Below are 23,355 nucleotides of genomic sequence, written 5' to 3'. Positions count from 1 at the left end.
TCCCAGGATCGCGCAGCCGGAGGCGAGGAAAAGATGGAAACCATTACCGTGAGTCAGCCCGGCGCAGGCGTCGATGCCGCCTCAACGAAGGATGCGACGCTGATCTACCGGCAATCGCGCTGGACCCGCCTGACGCACTGGCTGTGGGCGATCTCGCTGTTCTTCATGCTTTTGTCCGGCCTGCAGATCTTCAATGCCCGGCCGCAGCTCTACATCGGCAAGCAATCCGGCTTCGAGTACAACAACACCGTCTTTGCCATCGGCGCCGAAAACACCGCCACCGGCTCGCGCGGCTATACCGAAATCTTCGGCCATCGCTTCGACACCACAGGCGTGCTCGGCTGGTCGGGCCCGGCCGGGCAGCAAACGTCGCGTGCCTTCCCGTCCTGGGCGACAATCCCGTCCTATTACGATCTCGGCACCGCCCGCGTCGTGCATTTCTTCTTCGCCTGGATACTGACAACCACCTTGGTCGTCTGGCTGGTCGCCAGCCTGGTCAACGGCCATCTGCGCCGCGATCTGGCGCCGCGCCTTGACGATCTCAAGCGGCTGCCGCAGGACATCATCGAGCACGCCAAGCTCAGGTTCCACCACACACGCGAATACAACACGCTGCAGAAAATGGCCTATGGCGGCGTACTGTTCGTGCTGTTGCCACTCATGATCATCACCGGCCTTGCCATGTCGCCGAGCATGAACTCGGTGCTGCCCTGGCTCAACGAACTGCTCGGCGGAAGGCAGACGGCGCGCACCATCCATTTCACGGTGATGGTGCTGCTGGTCGGCTTTTTCATCGTCCATATAATGATGATCCTCGCCGCCGGCCCGATCAACGAACTGCGCTCGATCATCACCGGCTGGTACCGCACCGATCCGCCAAGGCATGGCGACACCGAGAGGAGTGCGTGAGATGGCCAAATTCCAGATCAGCCGCCGAAAGTTCCTGACGGGCGCCGGCCTCGGCGTTTCCGGCATCATGTTGTCGGGCTGCGATGCCTTCGACAGCCAGCTCGGCATGGGCGATGGCCTGCGCAGTTTCCTCGAAAACGCCAATGGCCTGACCTACCGCGCGCAACGCTGGCTTGCCGGCCGCGATGCTCTGGCGCCGGAATTCACCGAGGCCGACATCCGCCAGCCGCAGCGGCCGAACGGCGTCACCGCGCCCGAGGATGACACCTACAAGGGCCTGCTCGCCAACAATTTCGCCGACTGGCGGCTGGAGGTAACGGGCCTGGTCGAAAAGCCGCTGTCGCTCAGCCGCGAGCAGTTGGAGAACATGCCGAGCCGCACGCAGATCACCCGCCACGACTGTGTCGAAGGCTGGAGCTGCATCGCCAAATGGACCGGCACCCCGCTGTCGCTGGTGCTCGACCAGGCTGTGGTCAAGCCGCAGGCCCGCTATGTCATGTTCCACTGCCTCGACACGATCGATCGTAGCCTCTCCGGGGAAATCAAATATTATGGCACCATCGACCTGATCGATGCCCGCCACCCGCAGACGATCCTCGCCTACGGCCTCAACGGCAAGCCGCTGCCGGTCGAAAACGGCGCGCCGCTGCGCGTGCGCGTCGAACGACAGCTCGGCTACAAGATGCCGAAGTATCTCTACAAGATCGAGCTCGTCGACAGTTTTGGCAATACCGGCGGCGGCCGCGGCGGCTATTGGGAAGACAATGGCTATGACTGGTATGGCGGGATTTGATAGGCCTCGCATTCTGACCGAGCACGATCTGACTCCGACCGAACCGAGCTTGCCTGAGGAAGCCGGTTTCGAGCGCGTGGCCGAACTTGGCGATTGGCCTGAAGACACTCCAATATCGTCCTCTGCAAAACGGTCGCAGAAAACGGCGCGGCTTAAGCAACCTTGTCGAGCAGCGGCTTGAGCGCCGGATGTATCTCGGGCGAGGCGAGTTTGATCAGCGTCAGCAGCGCGCGTTCATTGTCACGCAGCGGGCGGTCGGTGCCGATGCGATCGGCCAGCCATTTCGCCTCGCTGGCGGCGATCGTCTCGGCGCGGCGCGCGAGTGCCTCGGCGGCACGGTTCTTCGACTCCCATTCGGCCTCGATATCGCCGGGCGAACGATAGGCTTCCATGATGCCGGCCAGTCCGCCCGACACCATGCGGCTGAAGAAGCCACCAATTTCGGGCTCGGCCTGGTCCAAGAAACTGTCACGACGCAGCGCCACATCGCGCGTCGGCGCTTCGTAGCCGGCCGAACACATGACGAAATTGGCGAGCGCCTTGACGAACAGGTCGTTCCAGGACGGGTCGTTGTGGGCCGCTGCGGTCTGCTCGTTGATCTGGAACAGCACCTCGGCCTCAACCCGTGTGATGGCAATGTTACCGTCGCCGCCATAGGCATGGAGAATGCGGCGCAACAGATCGACCTCTGCCTTGGCGACCAGCCCGGGAACCAGCGCGCCGCCGAGCATCAGTGGTCCCTTGCCGTCGACCACCGCGTTGGCGACCTGCTCGAGCGCATAGGCGGAGAGCCGGCCGGGCGATGATTTCGCCCTTTCCAGCACATGCACCAGCAGCTCCAGTTCGGTCACACTGTCGACCATTCCGTTGCGCGAGATGGTCTGGATCAGCCAACCGGCATTGTCTTCAGAGATATAGCCTGCCGGCTTTTCCTGGTAGACGATGTAGTCGGTAACGGCCTCGACGAAGAATTCAGGCCATTGCGGGCATTTGTCCGTCGCTGTCGCATCGAGCGCGAACAGTGCTTCAGCCTCGCCGCGCGTCACCACGCCGTCAGCGAACACTTCGCGACGCAGCATGACGACATCTTCCGCCGTGATGCGGTCCTTTCGAGGCCAGCCCCGCCACCGGCGCGCTCCCGATCCGTTCGCCCATCTGTCAATCCCCATCCGCCGTGCCCAACGCAATTGCCGGCCAAACCGTCAGCCCAGAATATCGCCATTGTCTTGAAAAACCGGCAAACGGCGTGGTTAGCGAAGACTGTAAAGACGACGCGCTTTACGTGTCGCTGGCAGGTGACAAGGTGTCGCCGACAAGCTATGGATGGCGCGTCGAGGGCTTAAGTTTTGAGTCCTACCTGTTTGCGGGAGAGAGCAGCGCGAGCTGCCGCCGAAGGGGAAATCGCCCGAAATCTCTCAGGCAAAAGAACCGTAGACGGGAAAGACACTCTGGAAAGTCGGGGCTTGCCCCCGCGCCGAAGGTGTAAGCGTCGCCGACAGAGTTCCGGTTGCGCGAGTCTCTCAGGCTTCAGACAGAGGGGCACGGACTGGTCGCCAGCAGCGGCCGATTGCGTGCGACTCTGGAGATGACATGACGGGCGACGACACCAAACACCTTCCTCTCGAAGATCTGCACACCGCCGCCGGCGCACGCTTTGGCGCCTTTGCGGGCTGGTCGATGCCGCTGACCTATCCGGCCGGCGTGATGAAGGAGCACCTTCACACCCGCGAACATGCCGGCCTGTTCGACATTTCGCATATGAAGCTGTTCGCTGTCAGCGGACCGGGCGCTGCGGCACTGCTCAACCGCGCCAGTCCGCTCGATGCCGGCGCGCTTGAGATTTCACAGTCCAAATATAGTTTCTTCCTCAACGAGGCCGCCGGGATCATCGACGATCTGATCGTCACCCGGCTCGGCGCCGAGCGCTTCATGGTGGTCGCCAACGCCGGGAATGCGGTCGAGGACGAGAAGCATTTGCGTGCGCTGGCCGCGGACTTCGACGTCAAAGTCGATGCGCTCGACCGCGTCTTCCTGGCGATCCAGGGGCCGGAAGCCTGGGCTGCCTTGTCCCGCGCCGGCATCGAGACCGGCTCACTCTTGTTCATGCATGGCATCGAGCCGAAGCAAAACTGGTTCATGAGCCGCTCCGGCTACACCGGCGAGGACGGCTTCGAGATCGGCCTGCCGGAGGCGGATGCGCGCGCTCTGGTCACGAAACTGCTCGAGGACGAGCGTGTGTTGTGGATCGGCCTTGCTGCCCGCGACTCGCTGCGGTTGGAGGCCGGCCTGTGCCTGCACGGCCAGGACATCACGCCGGAGATCGATCCGGCGAGTGCCGGCCTGATGTGGGCGATCCCCAAAGATCTCCGCGCCGGCGGGTCCTTCATCGGCGCCGATGCGCTGCGGTCCATCCTGGAGCGCGGGCCGTCGCAAAAGCGCGTCGGCCTGAAGCCGGACGGCCGCCAGCCGGTGCGCGCCGGCGCTGCTTTGTTCGATGCCGACGGCGATCCGGCCGGCTACGTGACATCAGGCGGCTTCGGCCCGTCGGCCGGCCATCCCGTCGCCATGGGCTATGTGTCAACGGCCTTGGCCAAGCCGGGCACGAAACTGTTCGCCGACGTTCGCGGGACGAAAATCCCGGTCGATATCAGTTCCTTGCCCTTCACTCCTCATCGCTACCGCAAAGGATAATTCCGATGGCAAAAACCTATTTCACACAAGATCACGAATGGCTGAGCGTCGAGGGAGGCATCGCCACCGTCGGGATAACCGACTATGCGCAGGAACAGCTTGGCGATCTCGTCTTCGTCGAACTGCCTCAAATCGGCACCAAACTCAGTAAGGGCGACACCGCCGTGGTCGTCGAATCCGTCAAGGCGGCATCCGATGTTTATGCGCCGGTTGATGGCGAGATCACCGACGCCAACGGCGCGCTGTCCTCGGACCCGTCGCTGGTCAACTCCGCTGCGACCGGCGACGGCTGGCTGTGGAAGATGAAGCTCGCCGACGAAGGCCAACTCGCAGGCCTCATGAATGAGGCCGCCTACAAAGCCCATATCGGTTGACATCAGGACCTATTGCCATGAGCGCAGCACTTACCCCCTTCTCGGCCCGCCACATCGGTCCTGATGTAAACGACGTCAGAGCCATGCTTGCCGTGATCGGCGTTCCCTCCGTCGAGACGCTGATCAGTCAGGCCGTGCCGCAGTCGATCCGCCTCGATCTGCCGCTAGCCCTTCCCGCGCCGGCCAGCGAAGCCGAAGCGCTGGCCGAATTGGCTGCGACCATGGCAAAAAACAGGGTGCTGAAGAGCTTCATCGGCGCCGGCTATCACGGCGTCCATGTGCCGCCGGTCATCCAGCGCAACCTGTTCGAGAACCCGGCCTGGTACACCGCCTATACGCCCTACCAGGCCGAGATCAGCCAGGGCCGCCTGGAAATGCTGTTCAACTTCCAGACCTTGGTCACCGAATTGACCGGCCTGCCGGTGGCTTCGGCCTCCCTGCTCGACGAAGCGACGGCGGTGGCCGAAGCGGTCGGCATCGCGCTGCGCCATCACCGCGACAAGCGCACCAAGGTGGCGCTGGCCGGCACGCCGCATCCGCAGACGCTGGACGTCGTGCGCACCCGCGCCGAGCCGCTCGGCATCGAGATCGATGGCGAGACCATCGACGACAACACCGCCGCCCTGCTGGTCTCCTGGCCGGACACGTTTGGCGTCTATGGCGACCACAAGGCGGCGATCGAGAAGGCTCGCGCCACCGGCGCCGTGGTCGTCTTCATCGCCGATCCGCTTGCGCTCACGCTGACCGAAGCGCCGGCCAGGCTTGGCGCCGACATCGCCGTCGGCCCGATGCAGCGCTTTGGCGTGCCGATGGGCTTTGGCGGCCCGCACGCCGCCTATTGCGCCGTCTCCGACAAGCTGACCCGGCTGATGCCCGGCCGCCTCGTCGGCCAGTCGATCGACAGCAAGGGCCGTCCCGGCTATCGCCTCGCCCTGCAGACGCGCGAACAGCATATCCGCCGCGACAAGGCGACCTCCAACATCTGCACCGCGCAGGCGCTGCTTGCCAACATGGCGACCGCATACGCGATCTGGCACGGGCCTACTGGTTTGCAGGCGATCGCAGCCCGAATTCATGAGCTCGCCAACGGCCTCGCAGCAGGCCTGAAAACCGCTGGTGTTTCCGTGCTCGGCTCAAGCCGTTTCGACACGGTGACGGCCGAAGTGAAGGGCAAGGCAGATTCGATCGCCGCTGCCGCTGAAAAAGGTGGCCGGCTGCTGCGCGTCATCGATGCCGACCGCATCAGCATCGCCTTCGACGAAACCTCGACCGAGGCGGATCTCGAGGCTATCGCCGCCCTGTTCGGCGCCAAGTCCGGCGCTACTGAGGCCGGCGCGATGCCCGGCAAGCCGCGCGGCAAGGAGTTTCTGACCCAGCCGGTTTTCCGCGAAAACCACTCCGAGACCGACATGATGCGCCTGCTGCGCAGGCTAGCCGACAAGGATTTGGCGCTCGACCGCACCATGATCCCGTTGGGCTCCTGCACCATGAAGCTCAACGCGGCGGCCGAAATGACGCCGGTCAGCTGGCCTGAAGTCGCCAACCTGCATCCCTTTGCGCCGGCCAGCCATTCGGCCGGCTATCGCGCCATGGTCGGCGAGCTGGAAGGCTGGCTGGCGCAGATCACCGGCTTCGACGCCGTCAGCCTGCAGCCCAATGCCGGCAGCCAAGGCGAATATGCCGGCCTGCTCGCCATCCGCGCCTATCACCGTTCGCGTGGCGAAGGCCATCGCACCATCTGCCTGATCCCCCAGTCCGCGCATGGCACCAATCCCGCGAGTGCGGCGATGGCCGGCATGAGCGTCGTCGTCGTGCGTTGCCTGGAGGACGGCAATATCGACATGGACGATATGCGGGCCAAGGCCAACGAGCATTCGAAGAATCTCGCAGCCCTGATGTTCACCTATCCCTCGACGCACGGCGTCTACGAAGAAGGCGCGCGCCACCTGTGCGCTCTCATTCACGAGCATGGCGGCCAGGTCTATTTCGACGGCGCCAACCTTAACGCCCTGGTTGCTTTGGCGCGGCCCGCCGATATCGGCGCCGATGTCTGCCACATGAACCTGCACAAGACCTTCTGCATCCCGCATGGCGGCGGCGGTCCGGGCGTCGGTCCGATCGGCGTCAGGGCGCATCTGAAACCCTATCTGCCGGGTCATGTCACCGAAGGTTCGGCGCATGCCGTGTCCGCTGCCCCGTTCGGCAGCGCTTCCATCCTGCCGATCACCTGGATGTACATCCGCATGATGGGCGCCGCCGGCCTGAAGCAGGCGACGGAGACGGCGATCATCTCGGCCAATTATGTGGCGACGCGGCTCGCGCCGCACTTCCCGCTTCTCTACAAGGGCAGGCACGATCGCATCGCGCATGAATGCATCCTCGACACGCGCGTCCTCAAGGAGAGCGCCGGCATCAGCGTCGACGATATCGCCAAGCGGCTGATCGATTACGGTTTTCACGCGCCGACCATGTCGTTCCCTGTCGCCGGCACGCTGATGGTCGAGCCCACCGAGTCCGAGCCCAAGCGCGAACTCGACCGGTTCTGCGAGGCGATGATCGCCATCGCCGGCGAGGCAGCGAAAGTGGCGAAGGGCGAATGGCCGATCGAGGACAACCCGCTGGTCAATGCCCCGCACACGGCGGCCGAAACCCTTGCCGGCCAGTGGACCCACCCCTATTCACGGCTGGAAGCGGCCTACCCCGCCGGCGATGTCGATACAGCGGGCAAATACTGGCCGCCGGTCTCACGCATCGACAATGTCGCCGGCGACCGCAACCTCGTCTGCTCCTGCCCGCCGCTGTCGGAATATCTCGGCGCCGCAGAATAACACTCTGGCCTGTCAGGCTGAGCGCAGGGCCGGTCCGTCGGCTTTGCCGTTGAGAACAAGCACGCGATTTCGCCCGGCGTTCTTGGCCGCGTAGAGCGCCCGGTCGGCCTCGGCCAGCACTTCATCCAGGCTGCTGCCGTCTTCCTTGCCAAAGCCAATGCCGCCGCTGACGCTGCTGCGCAACGGCCCGCGCGGCGTCGGCACCACTTCCGTGCCGAAGGCGACGCCGATCCTGCTGGCGAGATCGTAGGGCTTGTCTTCGGTCATCCGAGACATGACCAACGCGAACTCCTCGCCGCCCAGCCGGAAGGCGTCGACGCCAACCCTGTCATACTTCTTGATGACTGCGGCGAAACGGCAGAGCACCCGATCGCCGACGGGATGGCCATAGACATCGTTGGTTCGAGGTCGAACATGGCGACCGACATGAACGGGCCGAAGACGCGCTCGCGATAGAGCGAGTTCAAAGCCCGCCGGTTCATCAGACCGGTCAACGGGTCGGTCAGGGTCTCGGCCTTGAGTTCGATCTGTGCCTGCAGATGATGCAGCGACAGCGTCAGCGCGCCGAGAGCCGTCATGCAGGCGACCGCCACGACCGAATTCAACCGCTCGGCCCAATTGTCGGGTGCGACGCCGAGCACCCACTGGCCCTTAACCAGAAGCACGGCGCCGCAGAGCCCGAAGGATACGCCGCAGACGCCGCTTAGCGCCGAAACGACCAGCAGAATGCCGCGATCCTGACCGCCCTTGATCCAGAACATCACCCCTATCGAGGCGAGCAGCACTGTTACCGTCGTATAGGTGAGGATGAAGCCGACACCATCGAAACCGAGATAGGTCACGCCGGCGGAGACAGCCATCGCAAGCAGGGCCGGCAGGACAGCGCGACTGTAGTTGCGCACACCGAGATATTGCATGGCCGAAAGTGAAAGCGCCAGGAAACCGAGGCTGAGCAGCGCCAACGCTGCCTGACAAAGCAACGGAGTGGGCTCCCTCCAGAAGACGATGACGTGGGCGACAAGGACGAGAATGCCGCACGCCACGGTCAGCACGAAGCGTGCACGCGGCGCCGTGAACCAGATCACAAACATGGTGACGCTCAGGCATGTGCCCGACAGCGCAGCCGCCAGCAATAGCGAACTGAAATCCAGCATGGATGAGCGGCAATCTTTGGGATCTTCGATTTGTGGCGCATCATAGGCATGCAACCGGCCGGAGATACCGTTTTCGGCCGGTTTTCAAAGCAACCTACCGACAGGGTTTACAAAGCGTCGACTGCCGTCCCCGCGAAGAGTCTCAGCCCTTGTTGAGCAGCGCCAGATTGGCGTTGATCACGCTCGGGTCGGCCATTCCGGCCCTTGCTTCCATGAGCAGCGCCCTCGCCTTCTTCTTGTTGCCGCGCAGCAGCTGCGAATAGCCCATATTGTTGACAATCTGCGGCTTGCGCCCGGCAACCTTCAAAAGCTGGTCGTAGGCGCGGTCGGCGAAGTCGAAGCGGCCGAGTTCGTCATAGGAGGCGGCAAGCCCCATCCATCCCTCGGCACTGTCGGCCTTCAGTTCCACGGCCTTGCGGAAATGCTGTTCGGCAAGGCCGTAATTGGCCTCGCGGAACTGCGCCTTGCCTTGCGCAAGGTCGGAGGTGCTGACGTCTTTTGCCACCGGTTGGATCGACGTGGTCTTGGTCTTATCGACGTTCTCAGTCGTACAGCCGCTGACCATCAAGACGGCCGCTAGCGCGGCCATTGCCGTGAAAATTCTGTGACGCATGCCCCTGGCCCCAATCGCCCGATTTACCGGGTCGTTCTTCAGGAGGCAGACTACAACAGGGCAATTAAACTTCAGTGCTGAAACGCCCCTAAAATTTGGTTTCGGGCACACCGGCCATTAACCAGCCGAGGGCTAGTTCGGCTCCATCGACTTGAGCCCCGCCGGAAACTGATAGCGGCTGCCGTCATAGCGCAGCCGGTAGGTTCGTTTCATGGACCTTCCGGGATGGGACTGGCACTCGCCATTCTTGTCGACAGACGGATTGTCGGTGTCCAACCGCTCGAACACTGTGATGTCGTGATAGCCGTGATGTCTCGCCGGGCTCATTGCCAGGCTGACCCGGCTGGATTGAAAGGATCCTGCGCAATTGGTGTCGCCTTCGCCGCCAAAGCCGGCCACGATGATGCCGTCGAGCACCAGGCGCAGATCACCGCCGTCAAGGGCATAGAGCCGCAGGTCGGTTTCGCTGAAGGGATTGGGCCGCGAATGACTCGCCATTTGGATGCGCAGGCCAAAGCCGGTGACACCGGGCGCCAGGCCATAGCGGCCGGTATCGAAGTCGACCTTGTTGATGGCGATGGCATCATCGGTCATCAGCCCGGGCTGGAGCAGGCGCTGGCGCACCTGCCGGGTCTTCCTGTCGACGACCAGAAGGTCGACATCGCCGACATGCCCGTCGTCGCTGGATTGGCTGCTGTGGATGAGCGGCACCGCGACCAGCAACAGATCGTCATGGGCAGGCCATATCTTGCAGACGAGGCCAAACGGCGTATCCGGGAGCGTCACGGCGATGCTGGTATGGGGTTCGAGCGTGAACGAGGCGCCGTCTGCGCTCTTTTGGGCCCTGGGATAGGCCTGTTGCACCAGGGCGGCAGCATCGCCGCAATCGTCGGCCGCGGCCGAGGCCGGCGACAGACTGGTGGCGGCCAGGCCGAGGAAAGCGGTGCACCAGACTATTCGCATGGACGGCTCACTCATTTTGCTTTGCGGATTTTGCCGAAGGAGAGCGACCGAACCGGCCGGGTTTCGACATCCAGGTGAAGCGTAGTTGGAGTGAGTAACCGCAAGAAGCCGCCGGGCAATCCCCTAGGTATCTACTGAACCGCCGTCATTTTGACGATGATCGGGATGACGGCGATCATCAGCACCACCGGCAGGATGCACACCACCACCGGCACCGACATCTTGGCCGGCAAGGCATGTGCCTTCTCCTCGGCCAGCGACATGCGCTTGTGGCGCATTTCGTCGGAGAACACGCGCAGCGCCCCGGCAAGGCTGGTGCCGAGTTCCTTCGACTGCTGCAAAAGCGTGGCGAAGGAGCGCACCTCGTCCAAGCTGAGGCGGTCGGCGAGCGCCTTCAAGGCATCGTCGAGGCTGCGGCCGGCCCTGAGTTCCAGCGACACCAGCTGCAGGTTTTGGCTCAGCGACGGATAGGTCTTGGCCAGTTCCTTCGAGACCCGCTCGATGCCTGCCTCCATGCTCATGCCCGCATCGGAGCAGACGATCATCAAATCCATGAAGTCGGGAAAGCCGTTGCGGTATTCGCGCATCTTTTCCCGCACCTTCTGGCTGAGCACCAGGCCGGGCACGAAATAGCCGGCGGCTCCCGACAGGATGATGAAGGTCCAGCGGCTGGTCGCGGTGGAATCGGCGCTGCCCATCCAATGGTTGACCAGGAACGCGCCGATCGTTGCGCCCACCAGGCAGGCGAAGCGGATCAGGAAGAATGTGCCGATCGCGCGCGGCTCCATATAGCCCGCCTGGATCAGCTTCATACGCAACCGGGCGACATTTTCCGGATCGCTCTTGGCGTAGAATTCCTGCGCCCGCTTCACCGCCTTCTCGCGCACGACGCTCTGGTTCTTCTTCGGCGCCGCCTCGGCCTGTTGGGGAGTCTTGCTGTCGTCGATCTTGAGCCGGCGCTTGAGATCGTTGCGGTCGCCTTTGGCTACCACGAGCGGCCATGCCACCGCGCTGCCACCCAACACCAGCAGCAGCGCGGCTACCGGCATCAGCGACGTCGGCGCCAGCGATGCAAGAAACTGGATCATCTGCTCCATCTCAGAACCGGAAGTTCGACATCTTGAACATGATGATGTTGCCCAGCATCAGCCATGTCACGGAACCGCCCAGCAGATACCACGTCTTCGGTACATCCCAGACGCTCTGATAGAATTGCGGCATCATCACCATGATGGTGGCGAACAGCAGTGCCGGCACCGCCGTCAGGATATAGGCCGACATACGACCCTCAGTCGAAATGGCGCGCACCTTGCGGCGCAGCTTGCCGCGTTCGCGGATCGTCGTCGACAGCCCGTCGAGGATCTCGCGCAGATTGCCGCCCGAACTCGTCTGGATGGAAACCGCGGTGACGAACAGCGGCAGATCCTCCTGGCCGACGCGGTCGAACAGTGAATTCAGCGCAGAAACCAGGTCGGAACCATAAGTCACCTCGTCGGAGATAACGCCGAATTCGGTGCCGATCGGATCGGACATCTCGCGCGACACCATCGAGATCGCCACCGGAACCGGATGCCCGGCCTTCAAGCCGCGCGTGATCAATTCCAGCGCCTCCGGCAACTGCACGCCGAAACGCTTCACCCGCCGGGCACGCTTGGAACGCAGCACAATTACCGGCAGCAGCGCTGTCAGCACCACAAACAGCAAAATGGCGAGCAACAGCGGCAGCCCGTACCAGAGCGCGACGAGCATCATCGCCAGCGCCACGCCCGTCGTCATCGTCAGGAATTTCGGCAACGGCATCACCATGCCAGACTGCGTGCGCAGCGCGCGAAAACGGTCGGGCGAGAAGAATGACGTGCCGGAATCGAGGCCGCGTTCCTTGCGCAGCTGAATCAGCACCTGTTCCTGGCTGATCTTGTTTTCCTGCAGCCTCATGCGCCGGTTGATGGCCAGGCGCTTGTCGCTGCGGCCGGCATAGAGCAGATAGCAGCCTTCGGCGATCATGATGCCGGTCAGCGCTGCCGCGGCATAAACGACATAGATCGGGCTGAAATTCTCGAACACCCGGCTACTCCTGCGGCCGGCCGGGTTCGAAATATTTGCCGGGGAATTCAATGCCCATATTGCGCAGGTCCTCGAGGAAACGCGGGCGAATGCCGGTCGCCTCGTAGTGACCGAGGATCTTGCCGTCGGCCTCCATGCCAGTGCGCACGAAGCGGAATATCTCCTGCATCTGGATGACGTCCCCTTCCATGCCGGTCACCTCGGCGACGCTGGTCACCTTGCGCTTGCCGTCCGACAGTCGCGTCAGCTGGACGATAAGGTCGAGCGCGCTGGCGATCTGACTGCGGATCGACTGCACCGTCATCGGCATGCCGGTCATGCCCAGCATCTGCTCGAGGCGTGAAATGGCGTCGCGCGGCGTGTTGGCGTGGATGGTCGCCATCGAGCCTTCATGTCCGGTGTTCATCGCCTGCAGCATGTCGAAGGCCTCCTCGCCGCGGCACTCGCCGAGGATGACGCGGTCGGGGCGCATGCGCAGCGCGTTCTTGACCAGGTCGCGCTGCTTCAGCTCGCCATGACCTTCGATGTTGGCGGGGCGCGTTTCCATGCGCGCGACATGCGGCTGCTGCAGCTGCAGTTCGGCCGCGTCCTCGATGGTGATCAGCCGTTCGTCTTCCGGAATGAAGGCCGACAATGCGTTGAGCATCGTCGTTTTGCCGGTGCCGGTGCCGCCCGAGATGATGGTCGTCTTGCGGGCGTGGACTGCAGCCGCCAGCACCTCGGCCATGTTCTGGGTGACGGCGCCGAACTCGACCAGCTTGTGCAGACCGAGCTTGTTCTTTGAAAACTTGCGGATCGACACCAGCGGCCCGTCGACGGCGACCGGGCGAATGGCGGCGTTGAAGCGCGAGCCGTCGAGCATGCGGGCATCGACCATCGGCTGCGATTCGTCGACCCGGCGACCGACGGCGGCGACGATCTTGTTGACGATGCGCAACAGGTGCGCCTCGTCCTTGAACGGGATATGGACCTGCTGCAGCTTGCCCCGTTTTTCAACGAAGCAGTTCTGGTGGCCGTTGATCAGGATGTCGTTGATGTCGGGGTCCTTGAGCAGCGGTTCCAGCGGGCCGAGGCCGACCATCTCATCGACGATGTCATCGACCAGCGCTTCAAGTTCGACGGTGTTGATCGCCATACGCTCCTGGCGGGTCTTTTCCGACACGAACTCCTGCACCTGCCGGCGCATCTCATCCTTGGGCAGGCGCTCCAGCGCGACCAGGTTGATTTCCTCGAGCAGCAGCCGGTGGATGCGCACGCGGGCATCGAGCACCTTGTTGGCGCTTTTTCCCGGTGTTGTCTCCGGCTTCGGCGGCAAGGCCTTGCGGTTCGTCGGGATGACCACGGCGTGATGCGCGACCGGCGCCGCCTCGGCCGGCTTCAGCGCGCGGACGTCACGGTTCTGCAGGGTCGAGAAGCGGCTGGTCATCCGGCTTTCCTCTTCAGGAGGCCCCTGCCGATGCCGAACAGCGAGCGCGATTTCTCCGGCGTCACCACGGCTTCTTCCGGCAGGATGATCCTCTTCAGATCGTTGACGACATTGGCGTTCGGGTCGATCTCATGCAGCGGCACGCCGCGGTCGACCGCTTCACGCACAAGCCGGTAATTGTTGGAGATGCCGCCGACGAAATGCTCGCCCAGGATTTCCTGGACATCGGCCTGCTTGATGCCGTTGTCGAACATCTTCTGCTCGAAACGGTTGACGATCACGTTCGGCTTCACTTCCTTGCCTGCCGTCTCGTAGACCGCCTGGATCAGCCGCTGCGTATGGCGCAGGCATGGCACCGTCATTTCGGCGACGATGTAGAGCTTGTTGGAGCCGAGCAGCACCGTCTCCGTCCACGGAAACCAGGTGCGCGGCATGTCGATGACGACGTTATCGAAATAGGCCGAGACGAGATCGAGCATGCGCACCACGACATCGGTCTTGAACGAGCGCATTTCCGACGGATGCGTTGGCGCCGCCAGCACGCAGAGCCCGCTCGCATGCTTGGACAGCATCACGTCCAGCAGCTGACGGTCGAGGCGCTCGGGCTGGTTCTCGATTTCGGTGATGTCGAAGCGCGGCTCGAGGTCGAGATATTCGGCGCAGGCGCCTTGCTGGAAGTTGAGGTCGACCACGCAGGTCGACGCGCCGCGCGTCACCGAATGATGCAGCTGGAAAGCGGTCTGCAGCGCCAGCGTCGTGGTGCCGACGCCGCCGGCGGCCGGCATGAAGGTATAGATCTGCGACTCGGTGTTTTCCTCGCGCCCCGGCCCTTGCAGCGCGCGCACGACCGACCGCACCAGATCGGCGGTGGTGATCGGCTTGACCAGGAAATCGGCGACCTGGAGCTGCACCAGGATGCGCACCGCGGCGGCGTTGAATTCCTGGGTGACGACGACCACCGGAACGCGGCCTTCAAGCCGGCGCATGATGCGCTGCAGCGACTCGATCTCTTCCAGCTTTGCCGCATCCATGTCGACGATGAGCGCGCCGAAATCGGCTTCCTGGACCTCGCCGCGCAGTTCGGCAATGTTCTTCTCGACGGTCGAAAGCTGGATCACCTCCGAGGCCGCGAACGCGGTGCGCGTATCCTGCACAAAGGTCCGGTCGCTGGACACCAGCAGGATCTTCTTGGTCTTGATGCCGCTTGCCATTTTGTCAGCCTGTCAGGTCATTCCCGGTCAAATCACCGGGCAATCAATCGGTTGTCGCTGTCGGTTGCACGGCCTTGGCAGCAGCAGCCTGGTCGGCGGCGTTGACTGCCGCCTCACTGCGCTGCGCCGGCACCAGCAGCCTGGTGTTCTGGACGCCGTATTTCCAGGGATCGACCATCTGCATGGCCGTATTGGCGGCCTGTGCGTTGCCGGCGGCAATCGTCGGCCCCTCGGAGCGGATATAGTCGTCGCTGGTGCAGCCGCTGGCGAGGCCGGCGAGCAGCAGGGCGATGCATGGTCGCAAGCGCATGGCTTCAATCCTTCGGCAGGTCGAGGAAATGCCCGACGGTGGTGACCGCAGCCGGCTGTGCCGTGCTGCCGCTGGCCATTGCCACCGCACGATTGGCGTCAGACGATTTCACTTCCTCGGTGTTGTTTAGGAAATAATCGACATTGCTGGCCGGCTGCGTGCCGTCGGTCGGCTCGAGCAGCTTCTTCGACGGATCGACCGGCTTGACCAGATAGGGGGTGACGATGATCACCAGATCGGTCTCGCGCCGCTGATATGATTTGGAGGAGAACAGCGAGCCGAGCACCGGCAGCTTGCCGAGGCCGGGAAGACGCGACGTGGTGATGTCGTTTTGCGACTGCAGCAGGCCGGCGATCATGAAGCTCTGGCCGTTCTTCAGGTCGACCGATGTCCTGGCGCGGCGCACGATAAACCCCGGCACTGAGATATTGCCGATATTGTAGGAGGCCGAAGCATCGATCGAGGACACTTCCGGCGCGATGTCGAGGCTGACCAGCCCGTCCTTGAGAACCGTCGGCGTGAAGTCGAGGCTGACGCCGTATTTCTTGTAGCTGACGGAAATCTTGCCATTGTCCTCGGAGACCGGGATCGGGAACTCGCCGCCGGCGAGGAAGCTTGCCGTCTGGCCCGAGCGGGCGATCAGGTTCGGCTCTGCCAGCCGCCGGGCAAGGCCACGTTCCTCCAGCGCCTTGATGGCGACGTCGATCGACAGGCCGTTGGACAGCAGCCGGCCGATGATCTCGCCATTGCCGGCTCCCGGCACCGAGCCCGGCTCGATGGTGACGTCGCGCCCGCCAATGCCGTAAGCAAAATTGGCGCTGTATTTGGCGCCGAGATCCTGTCCGGCCTGGCGATTGATCTCGACGAAGCGGACGTTGAGCTGAACCTGCTGCGAGGACGAGATGTTGACCGAATTGATCACTTCCTCATTGCCGGAGAAACGGCTGGCGATCTTGCTTGCCTTCTCGGCGGCGACCGCGTCATCGGCCTCGCCCGACAGCACGACGCGGCCATTGGCCGAGCCGACCTTGATCTTGGCGTCCGGCACGCTGGCGCGAATGGTGCTGGCCAGCTGGTCGGTGTCCAGCGTCACCTCGATGTCGACGGTGCCGACCAACTGCTTGTTCTGGTCGAACAGTGCGATGCCGGTGGTGCCGAGATTGTTGCCCAGCACATAGAAGGATTTGTCGGTCAGCGGATTGACGTTGGCGATCTCCGGATCGCCGATGACGATCTGGTAGAAGGCGGCATTGGTCATGACCGTCTTCGGCTTGCCCTTGGCTACCTTGATCGACGCATTCGTTGTCGACGAGACATGGACGATATCGTTGTCGGCCTTGGCTGGCGCACTGAGGCCGAGCATTGCGGCCGCGGCGAGGCAAGCCCCCACCGCAAGCGCCCGCATTGTGCGCAGCCCTTTCGTCGTCTGGAATGCATGAAGTCCCGACATCTGTCCCGTCCCTCGCCCGGTCCCCACCGGCAGTTATTGCTGGTCCCGCGCAGGAACCTGGTATTCTTCGACCTGCGTGCCGCGCGTCACGATGATCGTCTTGAATTTCGGCTTCTCAGGCTCCTTGGTCGCGGCAGTGAACAGCGCGCCGGCAGCGGCCTGGACGCCGGAGGCGACCGATCCGCCGAAGGACGAGATGGTGGTGACGCCGTCCTTGGCGGCCCCTCCGTCTGCGGCCGAGCGGAGCGACAGCGACAAGGTGCCGACGGTGCGGGCAAGCGCCACTTTCTGCGCGCCTTCGGTCGTCACCTCGATGGTGACGGAATTGGCGATCTGCGGTGTGGTCTGGCGCTCGTCGGCGCCCTGCCCCACGGTCAGCACCTTGGCGTCGGAGACGACAATCTCGGAGGTAACGGTCGATCCGGCAGCGCCCTGCGCGTTCTTGGCCACTTCCTGGATTTCGCCCGCATCGCGTGTCAGCACCACGTCGACCCGGTCGCCCGGCATGACGAAGCCGCCGACGCCGGCGATCTCGTCGGTGCGGATTGTCACCGCCCGCATGCCGGGCGTCATCATGTTGGACAGCGTCGCGCGGCCGTTCGGCCCCGACAACTTGCTGATCAGCACCGGCTCGTTGATCTCGATCGGCGACAATACCACGCGGCTGCCTTCGGCGAGCAATGCATTGACTGTGGTGAACGCGCCCTGCGGCACCGAATCCTCGGACCATGGGATTTCGCTGAGCTGCGCCCGGTCAAGCTCCATGCCGTAACGCAGCGGCGCGTTGGCCACCACGATGGTCTTGAAGACGACCTTGGGGACGGCGGGCGCCGGGATCGACGCCGTTTTCTCTTCGGCATCGGCCTTGGCCTGGCTTTTCACCCAGAAATCCGCGGCAAAGATTGAAATCGCGCCGAAGACGGCAGCGATGCCAATCATCGTTATGGCCTTGCCCCTCACAACCAACCCCTGACTCTCGTGGTCTTTTGTTTTGTTGGGGCGACGCTAGGCCGCTTTGTTAAAGATTCAGGAATCCCAGCGGCTCCGCACGGACCTATTTCCGCCGGCTTGGTTATCGAAAGGTTTTAGGATAAGAAGGGGTTAATCCCCGAACGTAACAGGAACTTCCGTCGCTTGGCGCCGAAAAGCGTGGCAGTATCGACGGGTGATTCGCGGCACCGGATTCTATGGCAGGCATGGACGACAACAACGATCTTTTCGGCAATCTGGAAAAGCAGCCGCAACCGGCTCGGACACCTTCGCGCCCGGCCGACCCGCTGGTGCAGGCCACGAAGCGTCCTGCCGCGACCAAGGACGGCAGCGAGGGCTATAGCGCCGCCGACATCGAGGTGCTGGAGGGGCTGGAGCCGGTGCGGCGCCGTCCCGGCATGTATATTGGCGGCACCGACGACAAGGCGATGCACCATCTGTTTGCCGAGGTCATCGATAATTCGATGGACGAGGCGGTCGCCGGCCATGCCACCTTCATCGATGTCGAGCTGTCGGCCGACGGGTTTCTGACCGTTACCGACAATGGCCGCGGCATTCCGGTCGATCCGCATCCGAAATTCAAGAAGCCGGCGCTCGAAGTCATCATGACGACGCTGCATTCGGGCGGCAAGTTCGATAGCAAGGTCTATGAGACCTCCGGCGGTCTGCACGGTGTCGGCGTCTCGGTCGTAAATGCGCTGTCGGACCATCTCGAAGTCGAAGTCGCGCGCGGTCGCCAGCTTTACCGCCAAAGGTTCTCGCGCGGCGTTCCGGTGAGCGGGCTGGAGCAGCTCGGCGAAGTGCACAACCGGCGCGGCACCAAAATCCGCTTCCATCCCGACGAGCAGATTTTCGGCAAGGGCGCCGCCTTCGAGCCGGCGCGGCTCTATCGCATGACCCGCTCGAAAGCCTATCTGTTCGGCGGCGTCGAGATCCGCTGGAGCTGCGACCCATCGCTGATCAAGGAAAAGGACCAGACGCCCGCCAAGGCGGAGTTCCATTTCCCCGGCGGCTTGAAGGACTATCTCAAGGCATCGCTTGGCGACGACTTCCAGGTGACCCGCGAGATCTTCGCCGGCAAGAGCGAAAAACAGGGCGGCCACGGCTCGCTGGAATGGGCGGTGACCTGGTTCGGCGGTGACGGCTTCGTCAACTCCTACTGCAACACCATCCCGACCGGCGAAGGCGGCACGCATGAGGCCGGCTTTCGCAATGTGCTGACGCGCGGGCTTCGGGCCTATGCCGACTTGGTCGGCAACAAGCGCGCCTCGATCGTCACCTCCGAAGACGTTATGATCTCGGCGGCCGGCATGCTGTCGGTTTTCATCCGCGAGCCGGAATTCGTCGGCCAGACCAAGGACAGGCTGGCAACGATCGAAGCCATTCGCATTGTCGAGACCGCCATCCGCGATCCCTTCGACCACTGGCTGGCCGACAATCCGCAGGAAGCCTCCAAGCTGCTGGAATGGGTGATTGCGCGCGCCGACGAGCGGGTGCGCCGGCGCCAGGAAAAGGAAGTGTCGCGCAAGAGCGCGGTGCGCAAGCTGCGCCTTCCCGGCAAGCTCGCCGACTGCACGCAGAACGCCGCCGCGGGCGCCGAACTGTTCATCGTCGAAGGCGACTCGGCCGGCGGCTCGGCCAAGCAGGCGCGCGACCGTGCGAGCCAGGCGGTGCTGCCGCTGCGCGGAAAAATCCTCAACGTCGCCAGCGCCGGCAACGACAAGCTCGCCGCCAACCAGCAGATATCGGACCTGATTCAGGCGCTCGGTTGCGGCACGCGCTCGAAATACCGCGACGAGGATTTGCGCTACGACCGCGTGATCATCATGACCGACGCCGACGTCGACGGCGCTCACATAGCCTCGCTGCTGATCACCTTCTTCTACCAGGAAATGCCGAACCTGGTGAATGGCGGCCATCTCTATCTGGCGGTGCCGCCGCTCTATTCGATCCGGCAAGGCGGCAAGGTTGCCTATGCCAGGGACGATGCGCACAAGGACGAGCTGTTGCGCACCGAATTCACCGGCCGCGCCAAGGTCGAGATCGGCCGCTTCAAGGGCCTGGGCGAGATGATGGCCGCGCAGCTCAAGGAAACCACCATGGACCCGAGGAAGCGCACGCTGCTCAGGGTCGATGTTATCGACGCCGTGGCCGCGACCAAGGATGCTGTCGACGCGCTGATGGGCACCAAGCCGGAAGCCCGCTTCCGCTTCATCCAGGAACGCGCCGAATTCGCCGCGACGGAAGTGCTGGATATCTGAGCGCCGGCCAACTCTTCGTTTTGACGCAGCTCCGGGCGGAAAACCGTTTCACACTTTTCCTGGAACTGCTCTAGCCTGCGCTTCCGATACGGAGACCAGCTTGTGATCTGGGCGCGGCTGAAGAGCTACTTCGAAACTAGTTTGGCGGGCCTGACGCAGCCGACGCGCTCGGATTGGATTTTCGCCCTGCGCACGGTTTCGGCCGGTCTGATCGCGCTTCTCGCTGCTTACGCGCTAAAACTCGACCACCCGCAATGGGCGATGATGACGGTCTTCATCGTCGCCCAGCCGGTCGCCGGCATGGTGCTGGCGAAAGGTTTTTACCGGCTGCTCGGCACGCTGGCCGGTGGACTTGCGGCGATCGGCATCACCTCGGTTTTCGGCACCAATCCCTGGCTGCTGGTCACGGCGCTGTCCGTCTGGATTGGGCTGTGCACGCTGGTTTCGTCGCTGCTGCGCAATCCGGAAGCCTATGGCGCCGCACTTGCCGGCTATACCGCGATGATCATTGGGCTGCCGGCTTTCGGCCAGCCGCATGTGATCGTCGATCTCGCTGTCGCGCGCTGCGCCGAGATCGTGCTCGGCATCGTCTGCGCCGGCCTGACCAGCCGGCTGATCCTGCCCAAGCTGGCCGCTGACGCCATCATCTCCAGGCTGAAGCGCAGCATCCTCGACCTTGCAACCTATGCGGGCGGCGCTTTTTCCGGCGGCGACCCGGCGAGACTGGCCGGCCTGCACGGCAAGCTGATCACGGACGCCCAGATGCTGGCCGAGATGCGCACCTATGCCCGGCTCGAAGCCCCGAGCTTCGCCACCCGCGCCCATCCGGTCCGCCTCACCATCGGTCAGCTTCTGTCGGCGCTGTCGGCGGCACGCGCGCTGCATTCTCACGCCGCGCCGAAAAACGCAGCGCTCATTCCGGTGCGCTCGGAACTGCAGTCGCTGGTCAGCGAACTGGCAGCCACGCCCGAGGCGCTGGAGGACACGTCGCCCTGGGTGACGCGGCTCGACGCGATTGCCGGCAAGGCCCGGCAAATGCCCGACGCCTCGACCGATCAGGGCGACGACAGGGTCGGCACCATCACGCGCCTCACCATCGCCGCCGATTTCGCCGAAGCCTTCAAGCAGGTGCTGCGCGGCCTCGACGCCCTGCGCGCACCGGTGACGCGCCCGAGCCGGAGCAACATGCAGCTGCCTGCGCTGGTGGTGCATCGCGATTGTCCCGGGGCTTCGCGCAATGCCATACGCGCCGCCCTTGCCACGCTGGCGGTCGCCGCCTTCTGGCTGACGACGAAATGGTCCGACGCGGCCGGCACCGTTATCCTCGTTGCGGTCGTCTCCAGTCTTTTCGCCGCGCGGCCTGACCCGGTGCGGGTGTCCTGGGGCTTCTTCAAGGGTACGCTGCTGGCTTTGCCCTTTGCCTTCCTTGTTGGCCAGGTCGCGCTGCCTGCTTTGCCCGGCTTCGGCTGGTTCACGCTGTTTGTCGTGCCGATCCTGGTACCGACGGCGCTGGGCATGGCCAATCCGCGCACCGTCGGCGTGGCGACGGCCTTTGCAATCAATTTCCTCGCCTTCCTCAGCCCGCATCAGGCGATGACCTATGCCCCAGGCCCGTTCTTCGCCGGCTCGGCGTCGGTGCTGGTCGGCATCCTGCTGGCTATCTGCGTCTTCATCGTGGTGCTGCCGGTGGATCCATGGCGCGCGGCCAACCGCATCGTGCGCGCCATGCGCGAGGATCTGGCGCGGCTGTGCCTGCATGAGCGGGTGCCGAGGCGTTCGGCCTTCGAGAGTCTGGCCTATGACCGCATCAACCAGCTGATGCCGCTCTTGCAAAATGCCGGCAGGAAAGGCGATGCGATCCTGGGCGGCGGGGTCGCCGCCGTTACCGTCGGCCTCGAAATCCTGCGCCTGCGCGCCGCGCAGCAGAGGCCGTCCACTCCTACCGACACCGCACTCTCGATCGCCAATTTCCTGCGCGGCCTCGCGCGTGAACTGCTCTTTCGCGCAACCGGCGATCCACAGACAGCAACTGTCACTGTGGCCCGGCAATATGCAGCCAGCCTTTCAGAGCGCAGCGGCGGTGCGGATATGCTGCAGATCGCAGCCTCGCTGCGCATCATCGCCGCCGCGATCGAGGATTTCCCGGATTTCTTCGCCAAGGACCGAGTTTAGGGCGTCAGGCCGCGGCTATCGCCAGCGCATGCCCGCGCGCGTTTTCCCGCAGCGCGTCGAGGTGGATCGACTTGACCAGGCCGGCGAGATCGCCCTCGGTGGCCGGACCGCCAAGCTCCTTCAGCATCAGCCAGCTGACTTCCTGCACGCCGGCGAGGCGCTTGCCGTTGGCGACTTCGCGCCAGATCTTGAGCGCGCGCAGGATGATGGCATGGGTGGAAGCGGCAAGGCCGGCGCTGCGGAAGAGCGCCTGCAACGCAACGTCCTGGCCGCCTGCGAGCAAGGCCCGCACCCGCTGCTCCGACTGCTGGCTGAGCGCAACCAGGGCCGAGCCGAAAAAGTCGACCTTGCCGTGGGCAATGGCACGGATGATGAAACTTGCGGTCAGGTCGCCGCGCAGGCGCAGATGTTCGATAAGTGCCGCATGTTCCTCAGTGCGCGTGCCTTCGACCAGCCGCACCGAAGCCTTGACGCAAGCATCGCGCGTGACCCGCTCGGCTCTGGCCGCCCCCATCAGCGCCATCACCAGCGGCGAAGCCTTCAGCGTTTCGCCGAGCTTGACCAGCAGCATGTGCCGGCAGTCGGCCGGCAGCCGCACATCCGTGACCATTGCCTCGCGCAAATGAGCGATATGGCCATGCCGCTCGGCCATGCGGCGGAAGCTGAGCGACGCGATATCGGCGCCGTCATTGGCGAGCAGCGCCGCACACGCTTCCGGTTCGCCGATCTCGGCGATCGCCGCGGCAACCGCCATCGAAACGACCGGCCGGTCGGCGATCAGTTTTTGCGTCGCCTTGTGCCCGGCCGCGACGCGGTCGATCAGGTCGGCGTCCGTCAGCAGCGGGGAGCGCGCCAGCACCAGGGCTGCCACTTCCGGCTGATCGGAGGCAAGCGCGCTGATGATCTGCAGCGGCGCGTGATGGCTCATCGACAGCGCTTCGGCCATAGCCAGCCGCACCTTCGACGAGGCGTCGTCGAGCAGCAGCGTCAGCGCCGCTTCGGCCGCGCAACGGTCTTCGAAAGGCAGGTCGGAATTGACGTAGGCGCGGGCCAGCGCGCTCGCCGCCGCGGCGCGCTCCGAAACTCTCGCGGTGTAGATCCATTTGAGAAAATGCGAGACAACCATACTGCCTGCTACGCCCCTTG

19 protein-coding genes, 1 pseudogene and 1 riboswitch are annotated in these 23,355 nt (G+C 63.8%); of the genes and pseudogenes, 7 read left to right on the top strand and 13 right to left on the bottom strand.

What is annotated here, in order from left to right; translation table 11 throughout:
- Positions 1-33 precede the first annotated feature (33 nt).
- Together ACYG9Y_RS09295 and ACYG9Y_RS09290 are read left to right on the top strand one after the other, a co-directional pair.
- The gene (locus ACYG9Y_RS09295; protein WP_023738975.1) at positions 34-909 is read left to right on the top strand and encodes a cytochrome b/b6 domain-containing protein; all 876 of its coding nucleotides are present in this window, start codon (positions 34-36) and stop codon (positions 907-909) included.
- 1 nt (position 910) lies between these two features.
- Positions 911-1,702: a molybdopterin-binding protein gene (locus ACYG9Y_RS09290; RefSeq protein WP_023738976.1), complete on the top strand. Its 792-nt coding sequence runs from the start codon at positions 911-913 to the stop codon at positions 1,700-1,702.
- A 152-nt stretch (positions 1,703-1,854) separates the two neighbouring features.
- Here the strand turns inward: ACYG9Y_RS09290 and ACYG9Y_RS09285 are convergent.
- Positions 1,855-2,857 (bottom strand): annotated as a pseudogene (locus ACYG9Y_RS09285) (hypothetical protein).
- 199 nt (positions 2,858-3,056) lie between these two features.
- Positions 3,057-3,143: riboswitch (glycine riboswitch) on the top strand.
- A gap of 149 nt (positions 3,144-3,292) precedes the next feature.
- Between ACYG9Y_RS09285 and gcvT the strand changes: the two are divergent.
- The 3 genes from gcvT to gcvP are packed head-to-tail and all read left to right on the top strand — an operon-like array spanning position 3,293 to position 7,595.
- A complete protein-coding gene (gene gcvT, locus ACYG9Y_RS09280; protein ID WP_023691145.1) occupies positions 3,293-4,393 on the top strand; it encodes a glycine cleavage system aminomethyltransferase GcvT in 1,101 nt (366 codons plus the stop codon).
- Between the two features lie 5 nt (positions 4,394-4,398).
- Complete coding sequence (gene gcvH, locus ACYG9Y_RS09275) at positions 4,399-4,767, top strand: glycine cleavage system protein GcvH (protein ID WP_023681591.1); 369 nt, start codon at positions 4,399-4,401, stop codon at positions 4,765-4,767.
- A 17-nt stretch (positions 4,768-4,784) separates the two neighbouring features.
- A complete protein-coding gene (gene gcvP / locus ACYG9Y_RS09270; RefSeq protein ID WP_023738977.1) occupies positions 4,785-7,595 on the top strand; it encodes an aminomethyl-transferring glycine dehydrogenase in 2,811 nt (936 codons plus the stop codon).
- A 12-nt stretch (positions 7,596-7,607) separates the two neighbouring features.
- Here the strand turns inward: gcvP and ACYG9Y_RS09265 are convergent, their stop codons facing one another.
- From ACYG9Y_RS09265 to cpaB, 11 genes are all read right to left on the bottom strand, one after another.
- The gene (locus ACYG9Y_RS09265; protein ID WP_245260431.1) at positions 7,608-7,961 is read right to left on the bottom strand and encodes a GGDEF domain-containing protein; all 354 of its coding nucleotides are present in this window, start codon (positions 7,959-7,961) and stop codon (positions 7,608-7,610) included.
- Positions 7,859-8,749 carry a nucleotidyl cyclase domain-containing protein gene (locus tag ACYG9Y_RS09260; protein WP_245260432.1) on the bottom strand — a complete coding sequence of 297 codons (891 nt, stop codon included), beginning with the start codon at positions 8,747-8,749 and terminating at the stop codon, positions 7,859-7,861. The genes ACYG9Y_RS09265 and ACYG9Y_RS09260 overlap by 103 nt, the downstream gene beginning before the upstream one ends.
- 142 nt (positions 8,750-8,891) lie before the next feature.
- On the bottom strand, positions 8,892-9,362 hold the full coding sequence (locus ACYG9Y_RS09255; RefSeq protein ID WP_023681594.1) for a hypothetical protein: 471 nt from the start codon (positions 9,360-9,362) through the stop codon (positions 8,892-8,894).
- Positions 9,363-9,494: 132 nt separating this feature from the next.
- Complete coding sequence (locus ACYG9Y_RS09250; protein WP_245260433.1) at positions 9,495-10,340, bottom strand: PA3715 family protein; 846 nt, start codon at positions 10,338-10,340, stop codon at positions 9,495-9,497.
- Positions 10,341-10,456: 116 nt separating this feature from the next.
- Entirely contained in the window at positions 10,457-11,422 is a 966-nt protein-coding gene (locus ACYG9Y_RS09245; protein ID WP_023681595.1) for a type II secretion system F family protein, read from the bottom strand.
- Between the two features lies 1 nt (position 11,423).
- On the bottom strand, positions 11,424-12,389 hold the full coding sequence (locus ACYG9Y_RS09240; RefSeq protein WP_023704530.1) for a type II secretion system F family protein: 966 nt from the start codon (positions 12,387-12,389) through the stop codon (positions 11,424-11,426).
- Positions 12,390-12,393: 4 nt separating this feature from the next.
- On the bottom strand, positions 12,394-13,815 hold the full coding sequence (locus tag ACYG9Y_RS09235) for a CpaF family protein (RefSeq protein WP_023738978.1): 1,422 nt from the start codon (positions 13,813-13,815) through the stop codon (positions 12,394-12,396).
- Complete coding sequence (locus tag ACYG9Y_RS09230; RefSeq protein WP_023738979.1) at positions 13,812-15,026, bottom strand: AAA family ATPase; 1,215 nt, start codon at positions 15,024-15,026, stop codon at positions 13,812-13,814. Before ACYG9Y_RS09230 ends, ACYG9Y_RS09235 begins: the two co-directional genes overlap by 4 nt.
- 43 nt (positions 15,027-15,069) lie before the next feature.
- Positions 15,070-15,336, bottom strand: a complete 267-nt coding sequence (locus tag ACYG9Y_RS09225; protein WP_023738980.1) for a hypothetical protein — start codon at positions 15,334-15,336, stop codon at positions 15,070-15,072.
- 4 nt (positions 15,337-15,340) lie between these two features.
- Positions 15,341-16,786, bottom strand: coding sequence for a type II and III secretion system protein family protein (locus ACYG9Y_RS09220; protein WP_023738981.1), 1,446 nt, complete (start codon positions 16,784-16,786; stop codon positions 15,341-15,343).
- Between the two features lie 33 nt (positions 16,787-16,819).
- Positions 16,820-17,725, bottom strand: coding sequence for a Flp pilus assembly protein CpaB (cpaB, locus tag ACYG9Y_RS09215; protein ID WP_023681601.1), 906 nt, complete (start codon positions 17,723-17,725; stop codon positions 16,820-16,822).
- Positions 17,726-17,982: 257 nt separating this feature from the next.
- On the opposite strand from cpaB, the gene parE reads away from it, so the two are divergent.
- Together parE and ACYG9Y_RS09205 are read left to right on the top strand one after the other, a co-directional pair.
- Entirely contained in the window at positions 17,983-20,037 is a 2,055-nt protein-coding gene (gene parE, locus ACYG9Y_RS09210) for a DNA topoisomerase IV subunit B (RefSeq protein ID WP_023691142.1), read from the top strand.
- A 102-nt stretch (positions 20,038-20,139) separates the two neighbouring features.
- The gene (locus ACYG9Y_RS09205; protein ID WP_023749173.1) at positions 20,140-22,209 is read left to right on the top strand and encodes an FUSC family protein; all 2,070 of its coding nucleotides are present in this window, start codon (positions 20,140-20,142) and stop codon (positions 22,207-22,209) included.
- A 4-nt stretch (positions 22,210-22,213) separates the two neighbouring features.
- Here ACYG9Y_RS09205 and ACYG9Y_RS09200 read toward each other — a convergent pair whose 3' ends face one another.
- Positions 22,214-23,335 (bottom strand): DUF2336 domain-containing protein, encoded by a 1,122-nt coding sequence (locus ACYG9Y_RS09200; protein ID WP_023738982.1) that lies wholly within the window; start codon positions 23,333-23,335, stop codon positions 22,214-22,216.
- Positions 23,336-23,355: the final 20 nt, after the last annotated feature.

The organism is Mesorhizobium sp. W050 (assembly GCF_054719535.1).
This window is presented reverse-complemented; position numbering and strand designations above follow the sequence as displayed.